The sequence below is a fragment of the Mycobacterium sp. NGS34 genome (genome assembly GCF_059812845.1).
The window spans coordinates 378,309-395,213 of the sequence record NZ_JCALDM010000003.1 but is presented as its reverse complement, the minus strand read 5'-3'; the positions used below and the strand labels follow the sequence as shown (position 1 = coordinate 395,213).

17 protein-coding genes and 1 pseudogene are annotated in these 16,905 nt (G+C 68.0%); 12 read left to right on the top strand and 6 right to left on the bottom strand.

The annotated features are described in order from the left end of the window. Nucleotides 1-110: 110 nt before the first annotated feature. Entirely contained in the window at nt 111-1,655 is a 1,545-nt protein-coding gene (locus AC5Y7V_RS10800) for a flavin-containing monooxygenase (protein ID WP_499880183.1), read from the top strand. On the opposite strand, the gene AC5Y7V_RS10795 is transcribed toward AC5Y7V_RS10800, so the two are convergent. Beyond that, nucleotides 1,614-2,525, bottom strand: a complete 912-nt coding sequence (locus tag AC5Y7V_RS10795) for an SDR family NAD(P)-dependent oxidoreductase (protein WP_499880015.1) — start codon at nt 2,523-2,525, stop codon at nt 1,614-1,616. The genes AC5Y7V_RS10800 and AC5Y7V_RS10795 overlap by 42 nt on opposite strands. A gap of 102 nt (nt 2,526-2,627) precedes the next feature. On the opposite strand from AC5Y7V_RS10795, the gene AC5Y7V_RS10790 reads away from it, so the two are divergent. Then, nucleotides 2,628-3,197 carry a TetR/AcrR family transcriptional regulator gene (locus AC5Y7V_RS10790; protein WP_499880014.1) on the top strand — a complete coding sequence of 190 codons (570 nt, stop codon included), beginning with the start codon at nt 2,628-2,630 and terminating at the stop codon, nt 3,195-3,197. On the opposite strand, the gene AC5Y7V_RS10785 is transcribed toward AC5Y7V_RS10790, so the two are convergent. Genes AC5Y7V_RS10785 through AC5Y7V_RS10775 form a run of 3 tightly spaced genes read right to left on the bottom strand, consistent with a single transcriptional unit; the run spans nt 3,172 to nt 5,766 of the window. Then, the gene (locus AC5Y7V_RS10785; RefSeq protein ID WP_499880013.1) at nt 3,172-3,720 is read right to left on the bottom strand and encodes a TetR/AcrR family transcriptional regulator; all 549 of its coding nucleotides are present in this window, start codon (nt 3,718-3,720) and stop codon (nt 3,172-3,174) included. The two genes, AC5Y7V_RS10790 and AC5Y7V_RS10785, sit on opposite strands and share 26 nt — an antisense overlap. Then, a complete protein-coding gene (locus AC5Y7V_RS10780; RefSeq protein WP_499880012.1) occupies nt 3,704-4,150 on the bottom strand; it encodes an SRPBCC family protein in 447 nt (148 codons plus the stop codon). Before AC5Y7V_RS10780 ends, AC5Y7V_RS10785 begins: the two co-directional genes overlap by 17 nt. Before the next feature lie 41 nt (nt 4,151-4,191). Next, the gene (locus tag AC5Y7V_RS10775; protein WP_499880011.1) at nt 4,192-5,766 is read right to left on the bottom strand and encodes a phytoene desaturase family protein; all 1,575 of its coding nucleotides are present in this window, start codon (nt 5,764-5,766) and stop codon (nt 4,192-4,194) included. A gap of 93 nt (nt 5,767-5,859) precedes the next feature. On the opposite strand from AC5Y7V_RS10775, the gene AC5Y7V_RS10770 reads away from it, so the two are divergent. The 5 genes from AC5Y7V_RS10770 to AC5Y7V_RS10750 all read left to right on the top strand — a co-directional run bounded on the left by AC5Y7V_RS10770 (nt 5,860) and on the right by AC5Y7V_RS10750 (nt 9,150). Then, entirely contained in the window at nt 5,860-6,462 is a 603-nt protein-coding gene (locus tag AC5Y7V_RS10770) for a TetR/AcrR family transcriptional regulator (protein ID WP_499880010.1), read from the top strand. Nucleotides 6,463-6,571: 109 nt separating this feature from the next. Then, nucleotides 6,572-7,546, top strand: coding sequence for a class 1b ribonucleoside-diphosphate reductase subunit beta (gene nrdF, locus AC5Y7V_RS10765; protein ID WP_499880182.1), 975 nt, complete (start codon nt 6,572-6,574; stop codon nt 7,544-7,546). Between the two features lie 40 nt (nt 7,547-7,586). Then, on the top strand, nt 7,587-8,084 hold the full coding sequence (gene msrB, locus AC5Y7V_RS10760; protein WP_499880009.1) for a peptide-methionine (R)-S-oxide reductase MsrB: 498 nt from the start codon (nt 7,587-7,589) through the stop codon (nt 8,082-8,084). A 40-nt stretch (nt 8,085-8,124) separates the two neighbouring features. After that, nucleotides 8,125-8,616: a hypothetical protein gene (locus tag AC5Y7V_RS10755; protein WP_499880008.1), complete on the top strand. Its 492-nt coding sequence runs from the start codon at nt 8,125-8,127 to the stop codon at nt 8,614-8,616. A gap of 114 nt (nt 8,617-8,730) precedes the next feature. Then, nucleotides 8,731-9,150, top strand: coding sequence for a DUF3349 domain-containing protein (locus AC5Y7V_RS10750; protein WP_499880007.1), 420 nt, complete (start codon nt 8,731-8,733; stop codon nt 9,148-9,150). Nucleotides 9,151-9,153: 3 nt separating this feature from the next. On the opposite strand, the gene AC5Y7V_RS10745 is transcribed toward AC5Y7V_RS10750, so the two are convergent. Continuing rightward, the gene (locus AC5Y7V_RS10745) at nt 9,154-10,194 is read right to left on the bottom strand and encodes an NAD(P)-dependent alcohol dehydrogenase (protein ID WP_499880006.1); all 1,041 of its coding nucleotides are present in this window, start codon (nt 10,192-10,194) and stop codon (nt 9,154-9,156) included. A gap of 69 nt (nt 10,195-10,263) precedes the next feature. Then, on the bottom strand, nt 10,264-11,352 hold the full coding sequence (locus AC5Y7V_RS10740) for an iron-siderophore ABC transporter substrate-binding protein (protein WP_499880181.1): 1,089 nt from the start codon (nt 11,350-11,352) through the stop codon (nt 10,264-10,266). Between the two features lie 143 nt (nt 11,353-11,495). Here AC5Y7V_RS10740 and ctaD point away from each other — a divergent pair, with 143 nt between their 5' ends. The 5 genes and pseudogenes from ctaD to AC5Y7V_RS10715 all read left to right on the top strand — a co-directional run. Further along, nucleotides 11,496-13,256 carry an aa3-type cytochrome oxidase subunit I gene (gene ctaD, locus AC5Y7V_RS10735; RefSeq protein WP_499880005.1) on the top strand — a complete coding sequence of 587 codons (1,761 nt, stop codon included), beginning with the start codon at nt 11,496-11,498 and terminating at the stop codon, nt 13,254-13,256. 15 nt (nt 13,257-13,271) lie between these two features. After that, on the top strand, nt 13,272-14,507 hold the full coding sequence (gene serB / locus AC5Y7V_RS10730) for a phosphoserine phosphatase SerB (RefSeq protein WP_499880004.1): 1,236 nt from the start codon (nt 13,272-13,274) through the stop codon (nt 14,505-14,507). Between the two features lie 5 nt (nt 14,508-14,512). Continuing rightward, nucleotides 14,513-15,403 carry an ABC transporter ATP-binding protein gene (locus AC5Y7V_RS10725; RefSeq protein WP_499880180.1) on the top strand — a complete coding sequence of 297 codons (891 nt, stop codon included), beginning with the start codon at nt 14,513-14,515 and terminating at the stop codon, nt 15,401-15,403. Beyond that, nucleotides 15,400-16,218 carry an NUDIX hydrolase gene (locus AC5Y7V_RS10720; RefSeq protein WP_499880003.1) on the top strand — a complete coding sequence of 273 codons (819 nt, stop codon included), beginning with the start codon at nt 15,400-15,402 and terminating at the stop codon, nt 16,216-16,218. Before AC5Y7V_RS10725 ends, AC5Y7V_RS10720 begins: the two co-directional genes overlap by 4 nt. Next, nucleotides 16,215-16,886 (top strand): annotated as a pseudogene (locus AC5Y7V_RS10715) (enoyl-CoA hydratase); the annotation flags it as partial. The gene AC5Y7V_RS10720 and the pseudogene AC5Y7V_RS10715, both read left to right, overlap by 4 nt. Between the last annotated feature and the right edge of the window lie 19 nt (nt 16,887-16,905).

The window sequence follows — 16,905 nt, the reverse complement described above, 5'->3', positions numbered from 1 at the left end:
TAGCACGTTGACATCGCCCCGGCGATCGTCAACACTCGCCCTATCCGATACCCTGGGTACTGGGTATTTGCGTGAGCCAACAGGAAGACCGATCCGCCGTGACCGATGCCATGACACAAGCCGAGCCGACACAACAGGCGCAGGAGCCGGTGCACACCCGCGCCCTCATCATCGGGACCGGCTTCTCCGGCCTGGGCATGGGCATCAGGCTGCAGCAACAGGGGGTGGACTTCGTCATCCTGGAGAAGGCCGACGACGTCGGCGGCACCTGGCGTGACAACAGCTATCCCGGGTGCGCCTGCGACATCCCGTCGCACCTCTACTCCTTCTCCTTCGAGCCCAAGCCCGACTGGAAGAACCCGTTCTCGTACCAGCCCGAGATCTGGGACTACCTCAAGGGCGTCACCGAGAAATACGGGCTGCGCCGCTACATCGTGTTCAACTCGCTGGTCGACCGGGGCCACTGGGACGACGACGAGAACCGCTGGCACGTGTTCACCACCGACGGACGCGAGTACGTCGCGCAGTTCCTGATCTCCGGGGCCGGCGCGTTGCACGTCCCGTCGTTCCCCGACATCGAGGGCCGCGACGAATTCGCCGGTCCCGCTTTCCATTCCGCGGAGTGGGACCACAGCGTCGACCTGACTGGCAAGCGGGTGGCCGTGATCGGCACCGGCGCCAGCGCGATCCAGATCGTGCCCGAGATCGTCGGGCAGGTCGCCGAACTTCAGCTCTACCAGCGCACCCCGCCCTGGGTGGTGCCGCGGTCCAATCCCGAGCTGCCCGTGGCGCTGCGCCGGGCCATGGAGAACGTTCCCGGCCTGCGCGCGGCGGTGCGTATGGCGATCTACTGGGGCCAGGAGGCGCTGGCCTTCGGCATGACGAAGCGGCCGAACGCGCTGAAGCTCATCGAGGCGTACGCGAAATACAATATCCGGCGCTCGGTCAAGGACCGCGAGCTGCGCCGCAAGCTGACCCCGCACTACCGGATCGGCTGCAAGCGAATCCTGAACTCCTCCACGTACTACGGCGCCGTCGCCGACCCGAAGACCGAACTGGTGACCGACGGCATCACCCGGATCACGCGCGACGGGATCGTCACGGCCGACGGCCGGGAGCGCAAGGTGGACGTGATCGTCTACGGCACCGGCTTCCACGTCACCGACTCCTACACCTACGTCCAGATCAAGGGACGGCACGGCGAGGACCTGGTCGACCGCTGGAACCGCGAGGGCATCGGCGCGCATCGGGGCATCACCGTCGCCGACGTGCCCAACCTGTTCTTCCTGCTGGGGCCCAACACCGGGCTCGGCCACAACTCCGTGGTGTTCATGATCGAATCCCAGATCCACTACGTGGCCGACGCGATCGCGAAATGCGACAAGATGGGCGCGCAGGCGCTGGCGCCCACCCGCGAGGCGCAGGACCGATTCAACGACGAACTGCAACAACGGCTTTCGCAGTCCGTGTGGAACAGCGGCGGCTGCAGCAGCTGGTACCTCGACGAGCACGGCAAGAACACCGTGCTGTGGGGCGGCTACACCTGGGAGTACTGGCGGGCCACCCGCGCGGTCAAGCCGGAGGAATACCAGTTCATCGGGGTGAACACGGGCTCACGCGCCAACAACCGCGGCGCGGCGGCCGTTCGGGGCTGAGCTTTTCGCGAACGACCGAAGGCTCAGCCGCAGAATGCGGTCCAGAACCCGGTCGGACGCGACACGGCTGACCCGCGCGAGGATCGCGGCGTCGCGCCCGATGGTGTAGCGGGTCCGCGGGCGAGCCGTGGTCGCGGCCTTGCTGATCACCTTGGCGGCGTGTTCGGCCGAAACGCCGTCCTCGCCGAAGGATCGGGCTTGGGCCGTGACGGCCGCGGCGAGGCGGTCGTAGCGCGCGAGCTGGGCGGCGGTCATGGTGCCCATCAGTCGCTCCGCGGTGGCGATTCCACGCTCGGCCATCTCGGTCTTGACCGCGCCGGGTTCGACGACGACGACCTTGATCCCGAGCTCGCCGACCTCGCGGCGCAGCGCGTCGCTGACCGCCTCGAGCGCGAACTTCGAACCGGCGTATGCCCCGTACGTCGGCAAGACGACCTTGCCTCCAACGGAACTGATGTTGACGACGGTGCCGGAGCTCAGCAGCAGGGCCGGCAGCAGCGCCTGGGTCATCGCGATGTGTCCGAAGAGATTGACCTCGAACTGCTTGCGCCACTGGTTAATCGGCAGCGTTTCCACGGGCGCGTTGATCGCGATCCCGGCGTTGTTGACCAGCGCGCGCAGCGGGCGCCGCAGCGGATCGTTCGCGACGCGCTCGGCGATCGCGGCGACGTCCGATTCGACGGTGATGTCCAGGATGCGGGGCTCCAGCCCGTCGGCGCGCAGCGCGTCGGCGTCGGCCTCCCGGCGCACACCGGCGAGCACGTGAAAACCCCTGCGGGCCAGTTCCCTTGCGGTGGCCGCGCCCATGCCGGTGGACGCGCCGGTCACCACGATCAGCTCATCACGGGCGGTGCGATTCGACGAGTTCATGGCGGTCTCCATCCGGTCGGGAGCGATTTGAGTTGACGTTGTCAACTGAAGCTAGGCGTTTGAGTTGACATTGTCAACTGGCGCCGGGCTTATGCTCTGCGGGTGACCACTCGAGCGGAAAGCGCCGCGGCGACCCGCAGTTCGCTGCTCGAGGCCGCGGGCACGTTGCTCGACCTCGGCGGGGTCGAGGCCGTCACGCTGCGTGAAGTGGGCGCTCGGGCCGGGGTTTCGCACTCGGCGGCGTATCGCCACTTCGCCGACAAGGAGTCGCTGCTCACCGTCCTGGCCACCAACGCGCTGAGCGAATTGGGCGACGTGCTGGACGATTTGGCGGCCGGCGACGACTCGCCGGAGGAGGCGCTGCGTTCGGCCCTGCTATCGCTGGTCACCATGGGCCGCGACCGGCCCCACCTGTACCGCCTGATGTTCACGCCGCCCGGCGGCGACCTGACCGAGGCGGTCCGCGCGGCCGAGCGCACTCAGGGCCTGTTTCTCGACATGGTGGGGCGCGTCACGGGCCCGCAGCAGGCCAGGCGCTACGGGGCGCTCCTGTTGACCAGCGCGCACGGCATGACGGGCCTGGATCTGACCGGCCACATGGATTTGGACAAGTGGCACACCAACGCCGAGGAGCTCATCGACACACTCATCTCGGTGTTGCCAAAAGCGTGATGAACGCCTGCGCGGCGGCATCCACGCCGGCCTCGTCGTCGGTGGCCACCAGGTCCAGCAGCAGGCCGCGGGTGACGGCGAGCCCGAGCCGGGCCATCGCGCCGTCGTATTCAACGCCGGCCGCCGCCGATTCGACCTCGCGCAGCCAGCCGTCGACGGCGCCGGGAACCATTCGCGTGAACGGCTTTTCGCCCTGGGCCGCCCGCGAATAGCACTCGAAGAAGAGCCGCTCCAGCTGGCGCAATTCGGGGCGGCGAAGGTCGGCCCACATCGCGGCGAAGCCGTCGGCCGGGCTCTGCGGCAGGTCAGGCACGAGCGCCATCTGGCGGCGCTCGGCCTCCTCGACGATCGCGATCAGCAAGTCTTCGCGAGAACCGAAGTGGTGCAACAGCATCCGGTGGCTGGTGCCGACCGCGGCGGCGACGTCGCGCAGCGACCGATCGCCGATGCCGTTCGCGGCGAACTCGTCGAACAGCGCGTGCAGGAGTTCGCGGCGGCGCTGTAGGTCAGGCGTGCGGGCCACTGGCGCGGCTGACCTGCTCAGACCGGGCCTTGAGGCCTCGGGCCTCCATCGCGAGGAAGCGCTTGGTCCGCTTGATGGTCAGCCGCCCGACCAGCGCGCCGAGGACACCCCGCTGGTCGAGTTCCTGGCGCACCAGGGTGCGCCCGCCGGGCAGGGCGGTGACGTAGTGGCGAGCCGTCACCTGCACGCCGGGAGAGCGGGTCACCCACGTCCAGGAGGCGCCCGGTTCGATCTCGGCGACCTTCCAGATCAGCTTCTGCAGGCCCGGTTGCTTGATCGCGAACCGCCTGCCCACGGCCAGAGTCGATCCGTCCCGCCCGGCCAGGGAGGTCACCGACGCGGTCCACTCGGGCCATCGCTCTACGTCGCTGAAGACGTCCCATACGACCTGCGGCGTCGCGTCGATCTCGATGCTGTCTTCGGTAAACATGTACCAGATGGTACATCTAAATTTGGGCTTTGCCTACGCCCCTAGGCGACGCGGGCGTTGAGGTGCTTGAGGGCCGCCTCGGCGCCGTTCCAGCCGGGGATGCCGGTCACGCCCGGGCCGGGGTGCGTGCACTGGCCGCACAGGAACAGCCCGTCGACCGGGGTGGCGAACTTGTCGGCGCCCTCGACGACGCGGCCGGTCCACAGCTGGTTGGGCTGCAGCAGGCCGTGCGAGTAGTCGCCGGCGTGCGCGCTGAAGGTGCTGCCGAAATAGCGGTTGGAGAACACCACGCGATTGGTGACGGAGTCGGCGAACCCGGGCGCGAAGTTGTCGAAGATTCGCACGCAGGTGTCGGCGTATTGCTCCTTCCAGCTACGGTTTTCGTCGGCGTCCAGCCCGGTGGGGAAGTAGGGGGTGAAGATGGTCGCGCTGTGCTTGCCGGCCGGCGCCAACGACGAGTCGACCATGCTGGGGATGTACAGGTAGGTGGGCGGCGCGTCGGGAAGCTGCCCCTTGCGGTACTGCTCCCATGCGTCGCTGATGTACTCCGGGGACGGCGCGTACGCGACGGTGGGACACCAGTGGCCGTTGTCGTGCATGTACGGCTGCAGGCGCTCGATCCATTGGGGCGCTTGGTCAATCGTGAGATGCGCCTGGATGTATCCCAGGTTGAAGTTGATCTCTTTGATCTTGCGGATGTAGTCGGGCGGAAAGTTCTGCGCGCCGGCCAGATTCACGAACGTGGTGTAGGGGTCGAGCGAGGACAGCACCACGTCGGCCGAAATCGTTGTGCCGTCCCGCAATTGGACCCCGGTGGCGCGTCCGTCGGTGACCAGGATGTCCTTGACGTGCTGTTTCATCTGCACCTCGGCGCCCAGCGATTCGGCGCGCCGGCACAGCGCCGCGCTCAGGGCGCCGATGCCCCCGCGCGGCATGATGTATTCGACGTTGCCGCCGCCAATCAGGTAGTGGTACAAGGTCGATGCGTTCGAGCCGGGGGTCCAGGGACCGCCGTCGAACGCGTCGATCGACATCGCCGCCAGCGAGCCCTGGATGCAGCGGGCCTGGTCGGGCGCCAGAAAGCGCCGGACCGTGTCCATCGTGCTGCCGTACCACATCTGGGCGAAGTCGTGGCGGTCTTCGGGCGTGGGCTGGGAGGCGATCACCTCGATGATGTCCAGCGGCGGGCCGAACGCCGAATCGACGAAATACGGTGCGAACCGGCCGATGTGGGCGAACAGGGACCCCAACGCGGTCGCGGTGTCGGCGCCGTGGTCGTCGAGCAGGTGGCGCGCCATGCGCTCGAGGTCGTTGTACATCACGAACGGGGTGTCGGCGGCGTCGCCGAACGTGCACGTCGACGTCCACTGATCCATCAGCTCGAAGCCCCACTTGGTCAGCTCGAGCCGCTCGGTCATCTCCTGGCGCCAGATCAGCACGGCCCAGGCGCCGACGCTGTGCTTGTACCCGTCGAAGAGTTCGCGGGTGGCGGCCATCCCGCCGAGGAAGTGCGCCCGTTCCAGGACAAGCACTTTCGCGCCGCCCTTCGCCAGCACGTTCGCGGCGACCAGACCGTTGTGGCCGGCCCCGATGATGATCGCGTCGTAGTCCGACATGCCGGCTCCTTCGGTGGTGATCCGTCGACAGAAGGCACAATGTCACATATGACATATTTGCGTCAATGGTGACATTTGGTGTCTGCTTATCGCGTGGAATCTCGTAGCCAGCGCACCCGCCAGGCGCTGCAACAGGCGGCGATGAAGCGCTTCGTCGCCGACGGCGTGCACCAAACCAGCGTCTCGGACATCGCCGCCGACGTCGGGGTCACCGAGCGCACCTTCTATCGGCACTTCCCGTCCAAGCACGCGGTGATCTTCGCCGACTACGACATCGGCTTCGAATGGTTCGCCCGCGCGCTGGCGTTGCGCCCACACGGCGAACCCATCACGGCGTCGGTGCGAAAAGCGGTGGACGCGTTCCCTTTTGACTTCGCGATGGTCCGCGAGGCGGCTACCATCCGGTCGCGCGACCTCGACCAGGACATCATCACCACGCACATTCGCCGGATGCGCGATCAGGTGGCCGACGAAATCGCCCGCTTCATCCACGAACGATCGGCGCCCACCGCCGACGGCGCGATGATCGCCGACATCGCCGCCCACAGCCTGGCGACCGCCGTCTTCGCGTCGCTCGAGGCCTGGATGGCCGGCGGCGGTGAGGACATCGACGAACTCAGTCGCCTCACCGACATCGCGCTGCGCACCCTCGAGGACGGGTTGACACACACCTTGCGAGAGGTCGGGTTGGACTGACGCCGCGACACGCAAACACAAGTTGTTGTGTTCCACCGCCTTGTCGGACCCCAGGGGTAGTGTTTGTGACCTAGGCATCGAAGGCAAAACCGGCTGGTGAAGAAGGGTTCTGGTGACGAACATGAAGCTGATTGACCGGACCTCGGCGATCAACTGGAACCGGGTGCAAGACGACAAGGACGCCGAGGTCTGGGAGCGGGTGACCGGAAATTTCTGGTTGCCCGAGAAGGTGCCGGTGTCCAACGACCTGCCGTCATGGGGGACGCTGACCGACAGTGAAAAGCAGCTGACGATGCGGGTGTTCACGGGGCTGACGCTGCTGGACACCGTTCAGAGCACGGTCGGCGCGGTCAGCATGATTCCGGATGCACTGACGCCGCACGAGGAGGCCGTCCTCACCAACTTCGCGTTCATGGAGTCCGTGCACGCCAAGAGCTACAGCTCGATCTTCTCCACGCTGTGCTCGACCACCGAGATCGACGACGCCTTCCGCTGGTCGGAGGAGAACGTCAACCTGCAGCGCAAAGCCCAGATCGTGATCGACTACTACCGGGGCGACGACCCGCTCAAGCGCAAGGTGGCCTCGGTGCTGCTGGAAAGCTTCCTCTTCTATTCCGGTTTCTACCTGCCGATGTACTGGTCGAGCCGGGCCAAGCTGACCAACACCGCGGACCTGATCCGGCTGATCATCCGCGACGAGGCCGTGCACGGCTACTACATCGGCTACAAGTTCCAGCGTGGCCTGGCCTTGGCCGACGACGCCAGGCGCGCCGACATCAAGGACTACACGTACGAGCTGCTCTTCGAGCTCTACGACAACGAGGTGGAATACACGCAGGACCTCTACGACGAGGTCGGGCTGACCGAGGACGTCAAAAAGTTCATCCGGTACAACGCCAACAAGGCGCTGATGAACCTCGGGTACGAGGCGATGTTCCCGCGCGACGAGACCGACGTGAACCCGGCGATCCTGTCGGCGCTGTCACCCAACGCCGACGAGAACCATGACTTCTTCTCCGGGTCGGGTTCGTCGTATGTGATCGGCAAGGCCGTCGTCACCGAGGACGAGGACTGGGACTTCTAGACAGTTCGACGTCGCCCGCTCACCGCGCCACACTGATGCCATGGACGTGACGCGACGGCGATTTCTCGCCGGGGCAAGCGCGGGCGTGCTGTCGATCGTCACGATTGGTGCCTTCGCGCAGGGTACGTCGTCGGCGTCGCCCGATACCGGCTTCGCCGTGACCCACAGCGACGCCGAGTGGCAAAGACTGCTGACCCCGGCCCAATACAACGTGTTGCGTAACGCGGGCACCGAGGCTCCGTTCACCAGCCCACTCGACGACGAACACCGTCGCGGCGTGTATGGCTGCGCGGGCTGCGGGCTGCACCTCTTCTCCTCGGACACGAAGTTCGACAGCGGCACCGGTTGGCCGAGCTTCTGGAAGGCCCTGGACAACGCCGTGCTGCAACGCCCGGACGCCAGCCTGGGCGTGACGCGCACCGAAGTGCTCTGCAGCCAATGCGGCGGCCACCTCGGCCACGTGTTCAACGACGGACCGCAGCCGACCGGCCTCCGGTACTGCATGAACGGCGTCGCCCTGACCTTCCAGGCCCTTTGAGCCGAGCGGCTCGGCGTTGCAGGCGGGCAGGATGAACAGCGTGAGCAGTGACGACCCCGTGGGTGCGGCGGACTTCCGTCGCGCGTTGGCGCTGATTCAGCACGGCGAGCGCGGCGACGAGGCGGGCATGCGCGTCATCGTCGACGATGAAGTCATCCCGGCCGGCCGGCTGCCGCAGCTGATCCGCGCCACCATCTCGATCCTGTGGCAACTGGTGGCTCAGCTGTGCGAACCGGACGAAGTAGCCGAGATCGGCGACATGCTGACCGCGGCGGCTACCGTCGACGACATCGATCTCGACCGCGACAACCGGCTCGTGGCGAGGATTGCCATGGCACAGCATGCGGAAGATCGAGGCGCCGAGGATGAGGTGCTCCGCGACGCGGACACGGCGCCCGACGGTCTGGTACGCCTCGCGCTCACCGCCGCCGGCGTGGTCTCCGCGATGCTGCCTGTGTTGCGCACCGCCGATGGCCGGAAGTTGCTCAACAACTTGGCAATGCAAGCCTCGCGCGACGAGAACGGCGGATGAGCAGGCCCGGGAGCGGCACGAGGTTCCTGCGCCAGATGTTCGGGTTGATGAACGGCGCATGAATAGTGGGTCCGGTGCGAGGCCCCGCAGGCGCGCCAACGTGAGACTTATTAGGTGACTTCAACCCACGCGAACCACAAGCACGCCAAGTTTCTCAAGTCAGTGATCCGTTGGCTGGACGTCGGCTACCCCCAGGGCGTCCCCGGGCCGGACCAGGTGGCCTTGTTCGCCCTGCTCAGGAGCACACCGCTGACCCAGGATCAGCTCGAAGAAGTGGTGCACAACGTCATCGCGAAGCACCGCGCCGAAGGCGACGGGCCGATCAGCAAGGACGAGATCTCCGAGTTCATCACCCAGACCACCCACCACGACCCCGGCCGCGAGAACATCATCCGCGTGGCCGCCACGCTGGCCGCCGCCGGCTGGCCGCTGGCCGGGATCGACGTCAGCGCGGTTATTCCCGGCGACGAGCACGGCGAAGCCGCCGAGGAGATCGCGTGCCGGCGTGACGATGTGGCGGAGGGCGTCTCCTAACCCCTACAGGGTCGAGATGTCGATGACGAAGCGGTAGCGCACGTCGCTGGCGAGCACCCGCTCGTAGGCCTCGTTGACGTAGTCGGCCTCGATGACCTCGATCTCGGGCGTCACTTCGTGCGCGGCGCAGAAGTCCAGCATCTCCTGCGTCTCGGCGATCCCGCCGATGTTGGAGCCGGACAGGCTGCGCCGCGCCAGCGCCAGCGGGAAGGCGTGCACCTGCATGGGGTGCTCGGGGATGCCGAGCTCGACCAGGGTGCCGTCGACGTCGAGCAGGCTCATGTAGTCGTCGAGCGGCAGGTTCGCCGACACGGTGTTCAGGATCAGGTCGAAGCTGCCGCGCAGCTTCTTGAAGGTGTCCGGGTCGGCCGTCGCGTAGTAGTTGCTGGCGCCCAGGCGCAGGCCGTCTTCCATCTTCTTCAGCGACTGGGACAGCACGCTGACCTCGGCGCCCATCGCGGCGCCGAGCTTGACGCCCATGTGCCCCAGGCCGCCCAGGCCGACGATCGCCAGCCGCGTGTCCGGCCCGGCCTTCCAGTGCCGCAGCGGGGAGAACAGCGTGATGCCGGCGCACAGCAGGGGCGCCGCCTTGTCCAGCGGCAGCGAGTCGGGGATGCGCAGGACGAAGTTTTCGTCGACGACGATCGCCTGGCTGTACCCGCCCTGCGTCGGCGTGCCGTCCTTGTCGGTGGAGTTGTAGGTGAAGGTCGCGCCCGGCTTGCAGTACTGCTCGAGCCCGGCCTTGCAGCTGCTGCACTGACCGCAGGAGTTCACCATGCAGCCGACGCCGACGTGGTCGCCCGCCTTGTACTTGGTGACCTCGCCGCCCACCTCGGTCACGACGCCGGCGATCTCGTGGCCGACGACCACGGGGTAATTCGGTTGGCCCCATTCGCCTTTGGCGGTGTGGATGTCCGAGTGGCAGATCCCGGCGTACTTGATGTCGATGACGACGTCGTGCGGGCCGGGGTCGCGACGTTCGATGGTGGTCTTGGTCAGTGGTTCGGTCGCCGAGGTGGCGGCGTACGCCGAAACTGTGCTCATGAATTTCCCTCTTTGCTTTCGGTGCGTCCTACAGAAGTTTAGCTAAGGTAATATTTCCGGGCCACTTGGCTAGTTGATCGGGGCGTTGAGCAGGCGCAGGTCGTCGACGATGCCACGGGCCGCGATGGGGCCCTCGCCGGTTTGCCACACCTCGTCGTTGACGACGTAGACCCGGTTGTCGTGATTGGCCGACAGCTTGCGCCATGGATTGCTGTCCAGCACGGTGGCGGCGCGATCCGCGGCGGCCGGGGTGGCGCACGACAGGTAGACGACGTCGGCGTCCGCGGCGGAGAGGTCCGGGTTTTTCGCGAGGTCGGCGTCCGTGGCGCCGATCTCGACGTAGGGCTTGTCGGTGAACCGCTGGGCGGCCGGCCGGTCCACCCCGACGGCGCCGAGCACGCTGGCGGGGAAGTTGTTGGCCCCGTACACCCGGATGGTGGTGGCGGTCAGCTGCACGATCGACGCCTGGAAGTGGGACGCGTCGTGCGCCGCGCCGATCTGGGTGGCCCGCTGCGTGAAGCCGGTGATCAGCGCGTCGGCGGCGGCGCCGCGCGCGGTGGCGGCGCCGACGCCACGCAGGTTGTCCTCCCAGGCCGCGCCCGGCGCCGCCGTGAACACGGTCGGGGCGATGGCTGCGAGCTGCGGGTACAGCTTGGGGGTCAGGCCCTGCGACCCCAGAATCAGGTCGGGATGGGCCGCGGCGATGCCGCCGAGGTCGGGATTGCTGCGCGTCCCGACGGCGGGCAGGCCGTGCACCGCACCGCCCAGATACGAGGGCTGGCCCGACGACCCGTCCGGGAGCGCGGCGGCGACCACCCGCGATTGCAGGCCGAGCGCGCACAGGGCGTCGAGCTGGTCACCGGAGAGCACCACGATGCGCCGCGCCTCCGCGGGGACGGTGACCGTGTCGGGGGTGAGGCCCGCGGCGTTGCGGGCCTGCCGGGTGGGCGGGCCGGGATCGGCCGCGGCGGCGTCGCGCGCGCACGACTCGTCGGGCTTGCGATCGTTTCCCAGCACCCCGGCCCCCGCGATCTGGGTGGTCGGCGTGACCAGCGATCGGGTCGACGCGTTGGTGCCGGAGCCGCCGGAACCGCATCCGCCGCAGGCCAGGACGGCCACGGCCAGAACGGCTGCGGCCGTGATCGATCGCCTTCCCAGCACGGGTCCGACGCTAACATCCGGCGAGTTCGGAACCTTTTACGACAGTTTGTAGGACTGCCCCTGACGGGCGGTTCTTCGGGGGCTAAGATTCGGAGTCAATACTGGGTTCGGGCCCTGTCCGACGATGTTTGGAGGAGCTGTTGACAGCCGAAGCCCCGCCGTTGGGAGAACTCGAGGCCGTCCGTCCGTACCCGGCCCGGACGGGTCCCAAAGGGAGCCTTGTCTACAAGCTGATCACCACCACCGATCACAAGATGATCGGCATCATGTACTGCGTCGCCTGCTTCATCTTCTTTTTCCTGGGCGGGTTCCTGGCGCTGCTGATGCGCACCGAGCTGGCGACGCCGGGCCTGCAGTTCTTCTCGAACGAGCAGTTCAACCAGCTGTTCACCATGCACGGCACGATCATGCTGCTGTTCTATGCCACCCCGATCGTGTTCGGCTTCGCCAACCTGGTGCTGCCCCTGCAGATCGGCGCGCCGGACGTCGCCTTCCCGCGGCTGAACGCGTTTTCGTTCTGGCTGTTCCTGTTCGGCGCTCTGATCGCGACCGCCGGGTTCATCACCCCGGGCGGCGCGGCTGACTTCGGCTGGACCGCCTACACCCCGCTGTCGGACGCGATCCATTCGCCCGGCGCCGGCGGTGACCTGTGGATCATGGGCCTCGCGGTCGCCGGCCTGGGCACCATCCTGGGCGCGGTCAACATGATCACCACGGTGGTGTGCATGCGCGCACCGGGGATGACGATGTTCCGGATGCCGATCATGACCTGGAACATCCTGGTGACGTCGATCCTGGTGCTGATCGCCTTCCCGTTGCTGACGGCGGCGCTGTTCGGACTGGCCGCCGATCGTCACCTGGGTGCGCACGTCTACGACCCGGCCAACGGCGGTGTCATCTTGTGGCAGCACCTGTTCTGGTTCTTCGGCCACCCCGAGGTTTACATCATCGCCTTGCCGTTCTTCGGCATCGTCAGCGAGATCATTCCGGTGTTCTCCCGCAAGCCGATCTTCGGCTACACCACTCTGGTGTACGCGACGCTGTCGATCGCGGCGCTGTCGGTCGCGGTGTGGGCGCACCACATGTTCGCCACCGGAGCCGTTCTGCTGCCGTTCTTTTCGTTCATGACGTATCTCATCGCGGTGCCGACGGGGATCAAGTTCTTCAACTGGGTCGGCACGATGTGGAAGGGGCAGTTGACCTTCGAGACGCCGATGCTGTTCTCGATGGGCTTCATGGTCACCTTCCTGCTGGGTGGCCTGACGGGCGTCCTGCTGGCCAGCCCGCCGCTGGACTTCCACGTCAGCGACAGCTACTTCGTGGTCGCGCACTTCCACTACGTGCTGTTCGGCACCATCGTGTTCTCCACCTTCGCCGGCATCTATTTCTGGTTCCCGAAGATGACCGGCCGGCTGCTGGACGAGCGGCTGGGCAAGTTGCACTTCTGGCTGACGTTCATCGGCTTCCACACCACGTTCCTGGTGCAGCACTGGCTGGGCGACGCGGGCATGCCACGCCGTTACGCCGACTACCTGCCCACCGACGGCTTCACGACGCTCAACGTGGTCTCGACGATCGGTGCCTTCATCCTGGGCGCGTCGATGTTCCCGTTCGTGTGGAACGTGTTCAAGAGCTGGCGCTACGGCGAGGTCGTCACCGTCGACGACCCGTGGGGCTACGGCAACTCGCTGGAGTGGGCGACCAGCTGCCCGCCGCCGCGGCACAACTTCACCGAGCTGCCCCGGATCCGTTCGGAGCGCCCGGCATTCGAGCTGCACTACCCGCACATGGTGGAACGGCTGCGCGCCGAGGCGCACGTGGGCCGGCACGCCACGGCGCTGGAGTCGCCGAAGGGATTCGGCCCACGCACCGAAGCGGATCGCTCCACTGCTGAGCAGTAGCGGCGGCAGCCGGGAGTGAACTCACCACTCAAGGTGTCGGTGCTGATCACCGTCACCGGCGTGGATCAGCCCGGCGTGACGTCGGCGCTGTTCGAGGTGTTGTCGCGGCACGGGGTCGAGCTGCTCAACGTCGAACAGGTGGTGATCCGCGGGCGCCTGACGCTCGGGGTCCTGCTGTGTTGCCCGCCCGAGGTTGCCGACGGCCCGGCGCTGCGCCATGACGTCGAATCCGCCGTCCGTGCAAAGGGTCTCGACGTCAGCATCGAACCCAGCGAAGACGTGCCGATTATCCGGGATCCCTCGACTCACACCATCTTCGTGCTCGGCCGGCCGATCACGGCCCGGGCGTTCGGGGCGGTGGCCCGCGAGGCGGCGGCGCTGGGCGTCAACATCGACCTCATTCGCGGTGTGTCCGACTATCCGGTGACCGGCCTGGAGTTGCGGGTGTCGGTGCCCGCCGGCGCCGACGGGGCGCTGCGCAACACGCTGTCGCGGGTGGCCGGTGACGAGCGCGTCGACATCGCGGTCGAGGGCTACAGCCTGGAACGGCGTGCCAAGCGGCTCATCGTCTTCGACGTCGACTCGACGCTGGTTCAGGGTGAGGTCATCGAGATGCTGGCGGCGCGGGCGGGCGCGCAGGGCGCCGTCGCCGCGATCACCGAGGCGGCGATGCGCGGCGAGCTCGACTTCGCGGAGTCGCTCGAGCAGCGGGTGGCGACCCTGAAAGGCCTGCCCGCCACGGTGATCGACGAGGTCGCCGCCCAGCTGGAGCTGATGCCCGGGGCCCGCACGACGCTGCGCACGTTGCGGCGCTTGGGTTTTCGCTGCGGTGTGGTCTCCGGCGGGTTCCGGCGGATCATCGAGCCGCTGGCGGAGGAGCTGGCGCTGGACTACGTCGCCGCCAACGAGCTGGAGATCGTCGACGGGACCCTCACCGGCCGGGTCGTCGGACCGATCATCGACCGCGCCGGTAAGGCGGAGGCGCTGCGGGAGTTCGCGGCGCGGGACGGCGTTCCGATGGAGCAGACCGTCGCCGTCGGCGACGGCGCCAACGACATCGACATGCTGGCCGCGGCCGGGCTCGGTGTTGCGTTCAACGCGAAGCCGGCGCTGCGCGAGGTGGCCGACGCGTCGCTGAGCCACCCCTACCTGGACACCGTGCTGTTCCTGCTGGGCGTGACCCGCAGCGAGATCGAGGCCGCCGACGCGGTCGACGGCCAGCTGCGCCGGGTGGAGATCCCGCCGGACTAGTGGCGATCGGGGTACGGCACGATGGGCGGGTGCCCGAGAACGGAAGTGAGGGTGGAGCCGACCAGGCTAGTGAGGCAGCCGACCCCGATCTGCTGATCGACTTCAGAAACGTGTCGCTGCAGCGCGGTGGACGCACCCTGGTCGGGCCGCTGGATTGGGCCGTGGAGCTCGACGAGCGCTGGGTGATCATCGGGCCCAACGGCGCCGGCAAGACGTCGTTGCTGCGTATCGCCGCCGCGAGCGAGCACCCGTCGTCGGGCGTGGCGTTCGTGCTCGGGGAGCGGCTGGGCCGGGTCGACGTGTCGGAGCTGCGGTCGCGCATCGGGCTCAGCTCGTCGGCGCTGGCGCAGCGGATCCCCACCGACGAAATGGTGCGCGACCTCGTCGTCTCGGCGGGTTATGCGGTGTTGGGTCGATGGCGGGAGCGCTACGAGGATGTCGACTACCGCCGGGCGATCGACATGCTGGAAAGCCTTGGCGCCGAGCACCTTGCGGACCGCACCTACGGCACGCTGTCGGAGGGGGAGCGCAAGCGGGTGCTGATCGCCCGCGCCCTGATGACCGACCCGGAGTTGCTGCTGCTCGACGAGCCCGCCGCCGGCCTGGACCTGGGCGGCCGCGAGGAGCTGGTGGCCCGGCTGGCCGACCTGGCCGCGGACCCCGACGCACCCGCGCTGGTGCTGGTCACCCACCACGTGGAGGAGGTGCCACCCGGCTTCAGCCACTGCATGCTGCTGTCGGAGGCCAAGGTGGTCGCCGCGGGCCTGCTGTCCGACGTGCTGACCGGCGAGAACCTGTCCGCGGCGTTCGGCCAGTCGATCGCCCTGGACGTCGTCGACGGGCGCTATTTCGCCCGACGAGTTCGCACCCGCGCGGCCCACCGGAGGCTCTCATGAGTGAACGCCCTGAACCCCTGCCGACGCGCCCGGCGGCCACCGTGATGCTGATCCGCGACGCACCCGGCGGCGTGAAGGTCTTTCTGATGCGCCGCCATTCCAAGATGGAGTTCGCCCCGGGCGTGATCGTGTTCCCGGGCGGCGGCGTCGACGACCGCGACCGCAACGCCAACATCGCGTGGGCCGGCCCGCCGCCCGAGTGGTGGGCGCAGCGGTTCGGCATCGAGACCGAACTGGCCGAGGCGCTGGTGTGCGCGGCGGCCCGGGAGACCTTCGAGGAGTCCGGCGTGTTGTTCGCCGGACCGGCCGACGATCCGGACAGCATCGTCAGGGACGCCTCGGTCTACGCCGACGCCCGCCGCGCGCTGGACGAGCGGACGCTGTCGTTCGCCGACTTCCTGCGGACCGAAAACCTGGTGCTGCGCTCCGACCTGCTCCGGCCGTGGGCCAACTGGGTCACCCCGGAAGCCGAGCGCACCCGCCGCTACGACACCTACTTCTTCGTGGCCTCCCTCCCCGAGGGGCAACGGGCCGACGGCCAGAACACCGAATCCGACCGTTCGGGCTGGGCGCTGCCGCGGGACGCCATCGACGACTTCGAGGCCGGCCGGAACATCCTGCTCCCGCCGACCTGGACCCAGCTGGACTCGCTGGCCGGCCGCAGCGTCGCCGACGTGCTGGCCGTCGAACGCCAGATCGTGACCGTGCAGCCGTTGCTCGAAAAGCGGGGCGACAATTGGGTCTTCGAGTTCTTCGACTCCGACCGCTACCACCGGGCGCGCGAATCGGGCGGGGCCATGGAGTGGCCGCTTTGAGGGAGTTCGTCAGCGTCGTGGTCAGCGACGGGTCGCGCGACGCCGGCCTGGCCATGCTGCTGCTGTCGCGGCCTCCCACCAACGCGATGACGCGGCAGGTCTACCGCGAGATCGTGTCCGCGGCCGACGAGCTGGGGCGTCGCGACGACGTCGCCGCCGTGATCCTGTTCGGCGGCCACGAAATCTTCTCCGCCGGCGACGACGCGCCCGAGCTCGAGACGCTGACCGCGGGCGAGGCCGATGCCGCGGACCGGGTGCGTCGTGCGGCCGTCGACGCCGTCGCGGCGATCCCCAAGCCGACCGTCGCCGCGATCACCGGGTACGCGCTGGGCGCCGGCCTCGCGCTGGCCCTGGCCGCCGACTGGCGGGTCAGCGGCGACAACGTCAAGTTCGGCGCCACCGAGATCCTTGCCGGCCGGGTCCCCGGCGGCGGGGCGATGGCCCGGCTGGCGCGCGTCACCGGCGCGAGCCGGGCCAAGGAACTGGTGTTCAGCGGGCGCTTCTTCGACGCCGAGGAGGCCCTGGAGCTGGGCCTGATCGACGAGATGGTGGCCCCCGACGACGTCTACGACGGGGCGGCGGCGTGGGCCCGCCGCTTCCTCGACGGGCCGGCCCAGGCGCTGGCCGCCGCCAAGGCCGGAATCAACGCCGTTTTCGATCGGCCACCGGGCGCCGATTAGGCTGCCC

Bases quoted from the DNA above. Each gene is read 5' to 3' on its own strand.
- AC5Y7V_RS10795 (WP_499880015.1), bottom strand. From the start codon at position 2,525: ATGAACTCGTCGAATCGCACCGCCCGTGATGAGCTGATCGTGGTGACC.
- msrB (WP_499880009.1), top strand. From the start codon at position 7,587: ATGGACGTGACGCGACGGCGATTTCTCGCCGGGGCAAGCGCGGGCGTG.
- AC5Y7V_RS10800 (WP_499880183.1), top strand. From the start codon at position 111: ATGACACAAGCCGAGCCGACACAACAGGCGCAGGAGCCGGTGCACACC.
- AC5Y7V_RS10780 (WP_499880012.1), bottom strand. From the start codon at position 4,150: ATGTTTACCGAAGACAGCATCGAGATCGACGCGACGCCGCAGGTCGTA.
- AC5Y7V_RS10720 (WP_499880003.1), top strand. From the start codon at position 15,400: ATGAGTGAACGCCCTGAACCCCTGCCGACGCGCCCGGCGGCCACCGTG.
- AC5Y7V_RS10775 (WP_499880011.1), bottom strand. From the start codon at position 5,766: ATGTCGGACTACGACGCGATCATCATCGGGGCCGGCCACAACGGTCTG.
- AC5Y7V_RS10745 (WP_499880006.1), bottom strand. From the start codon at position 10,194: ATGAGCACAGTTTCGGCGTACGCCGCCACCTCGGCGACCGAACCACTG.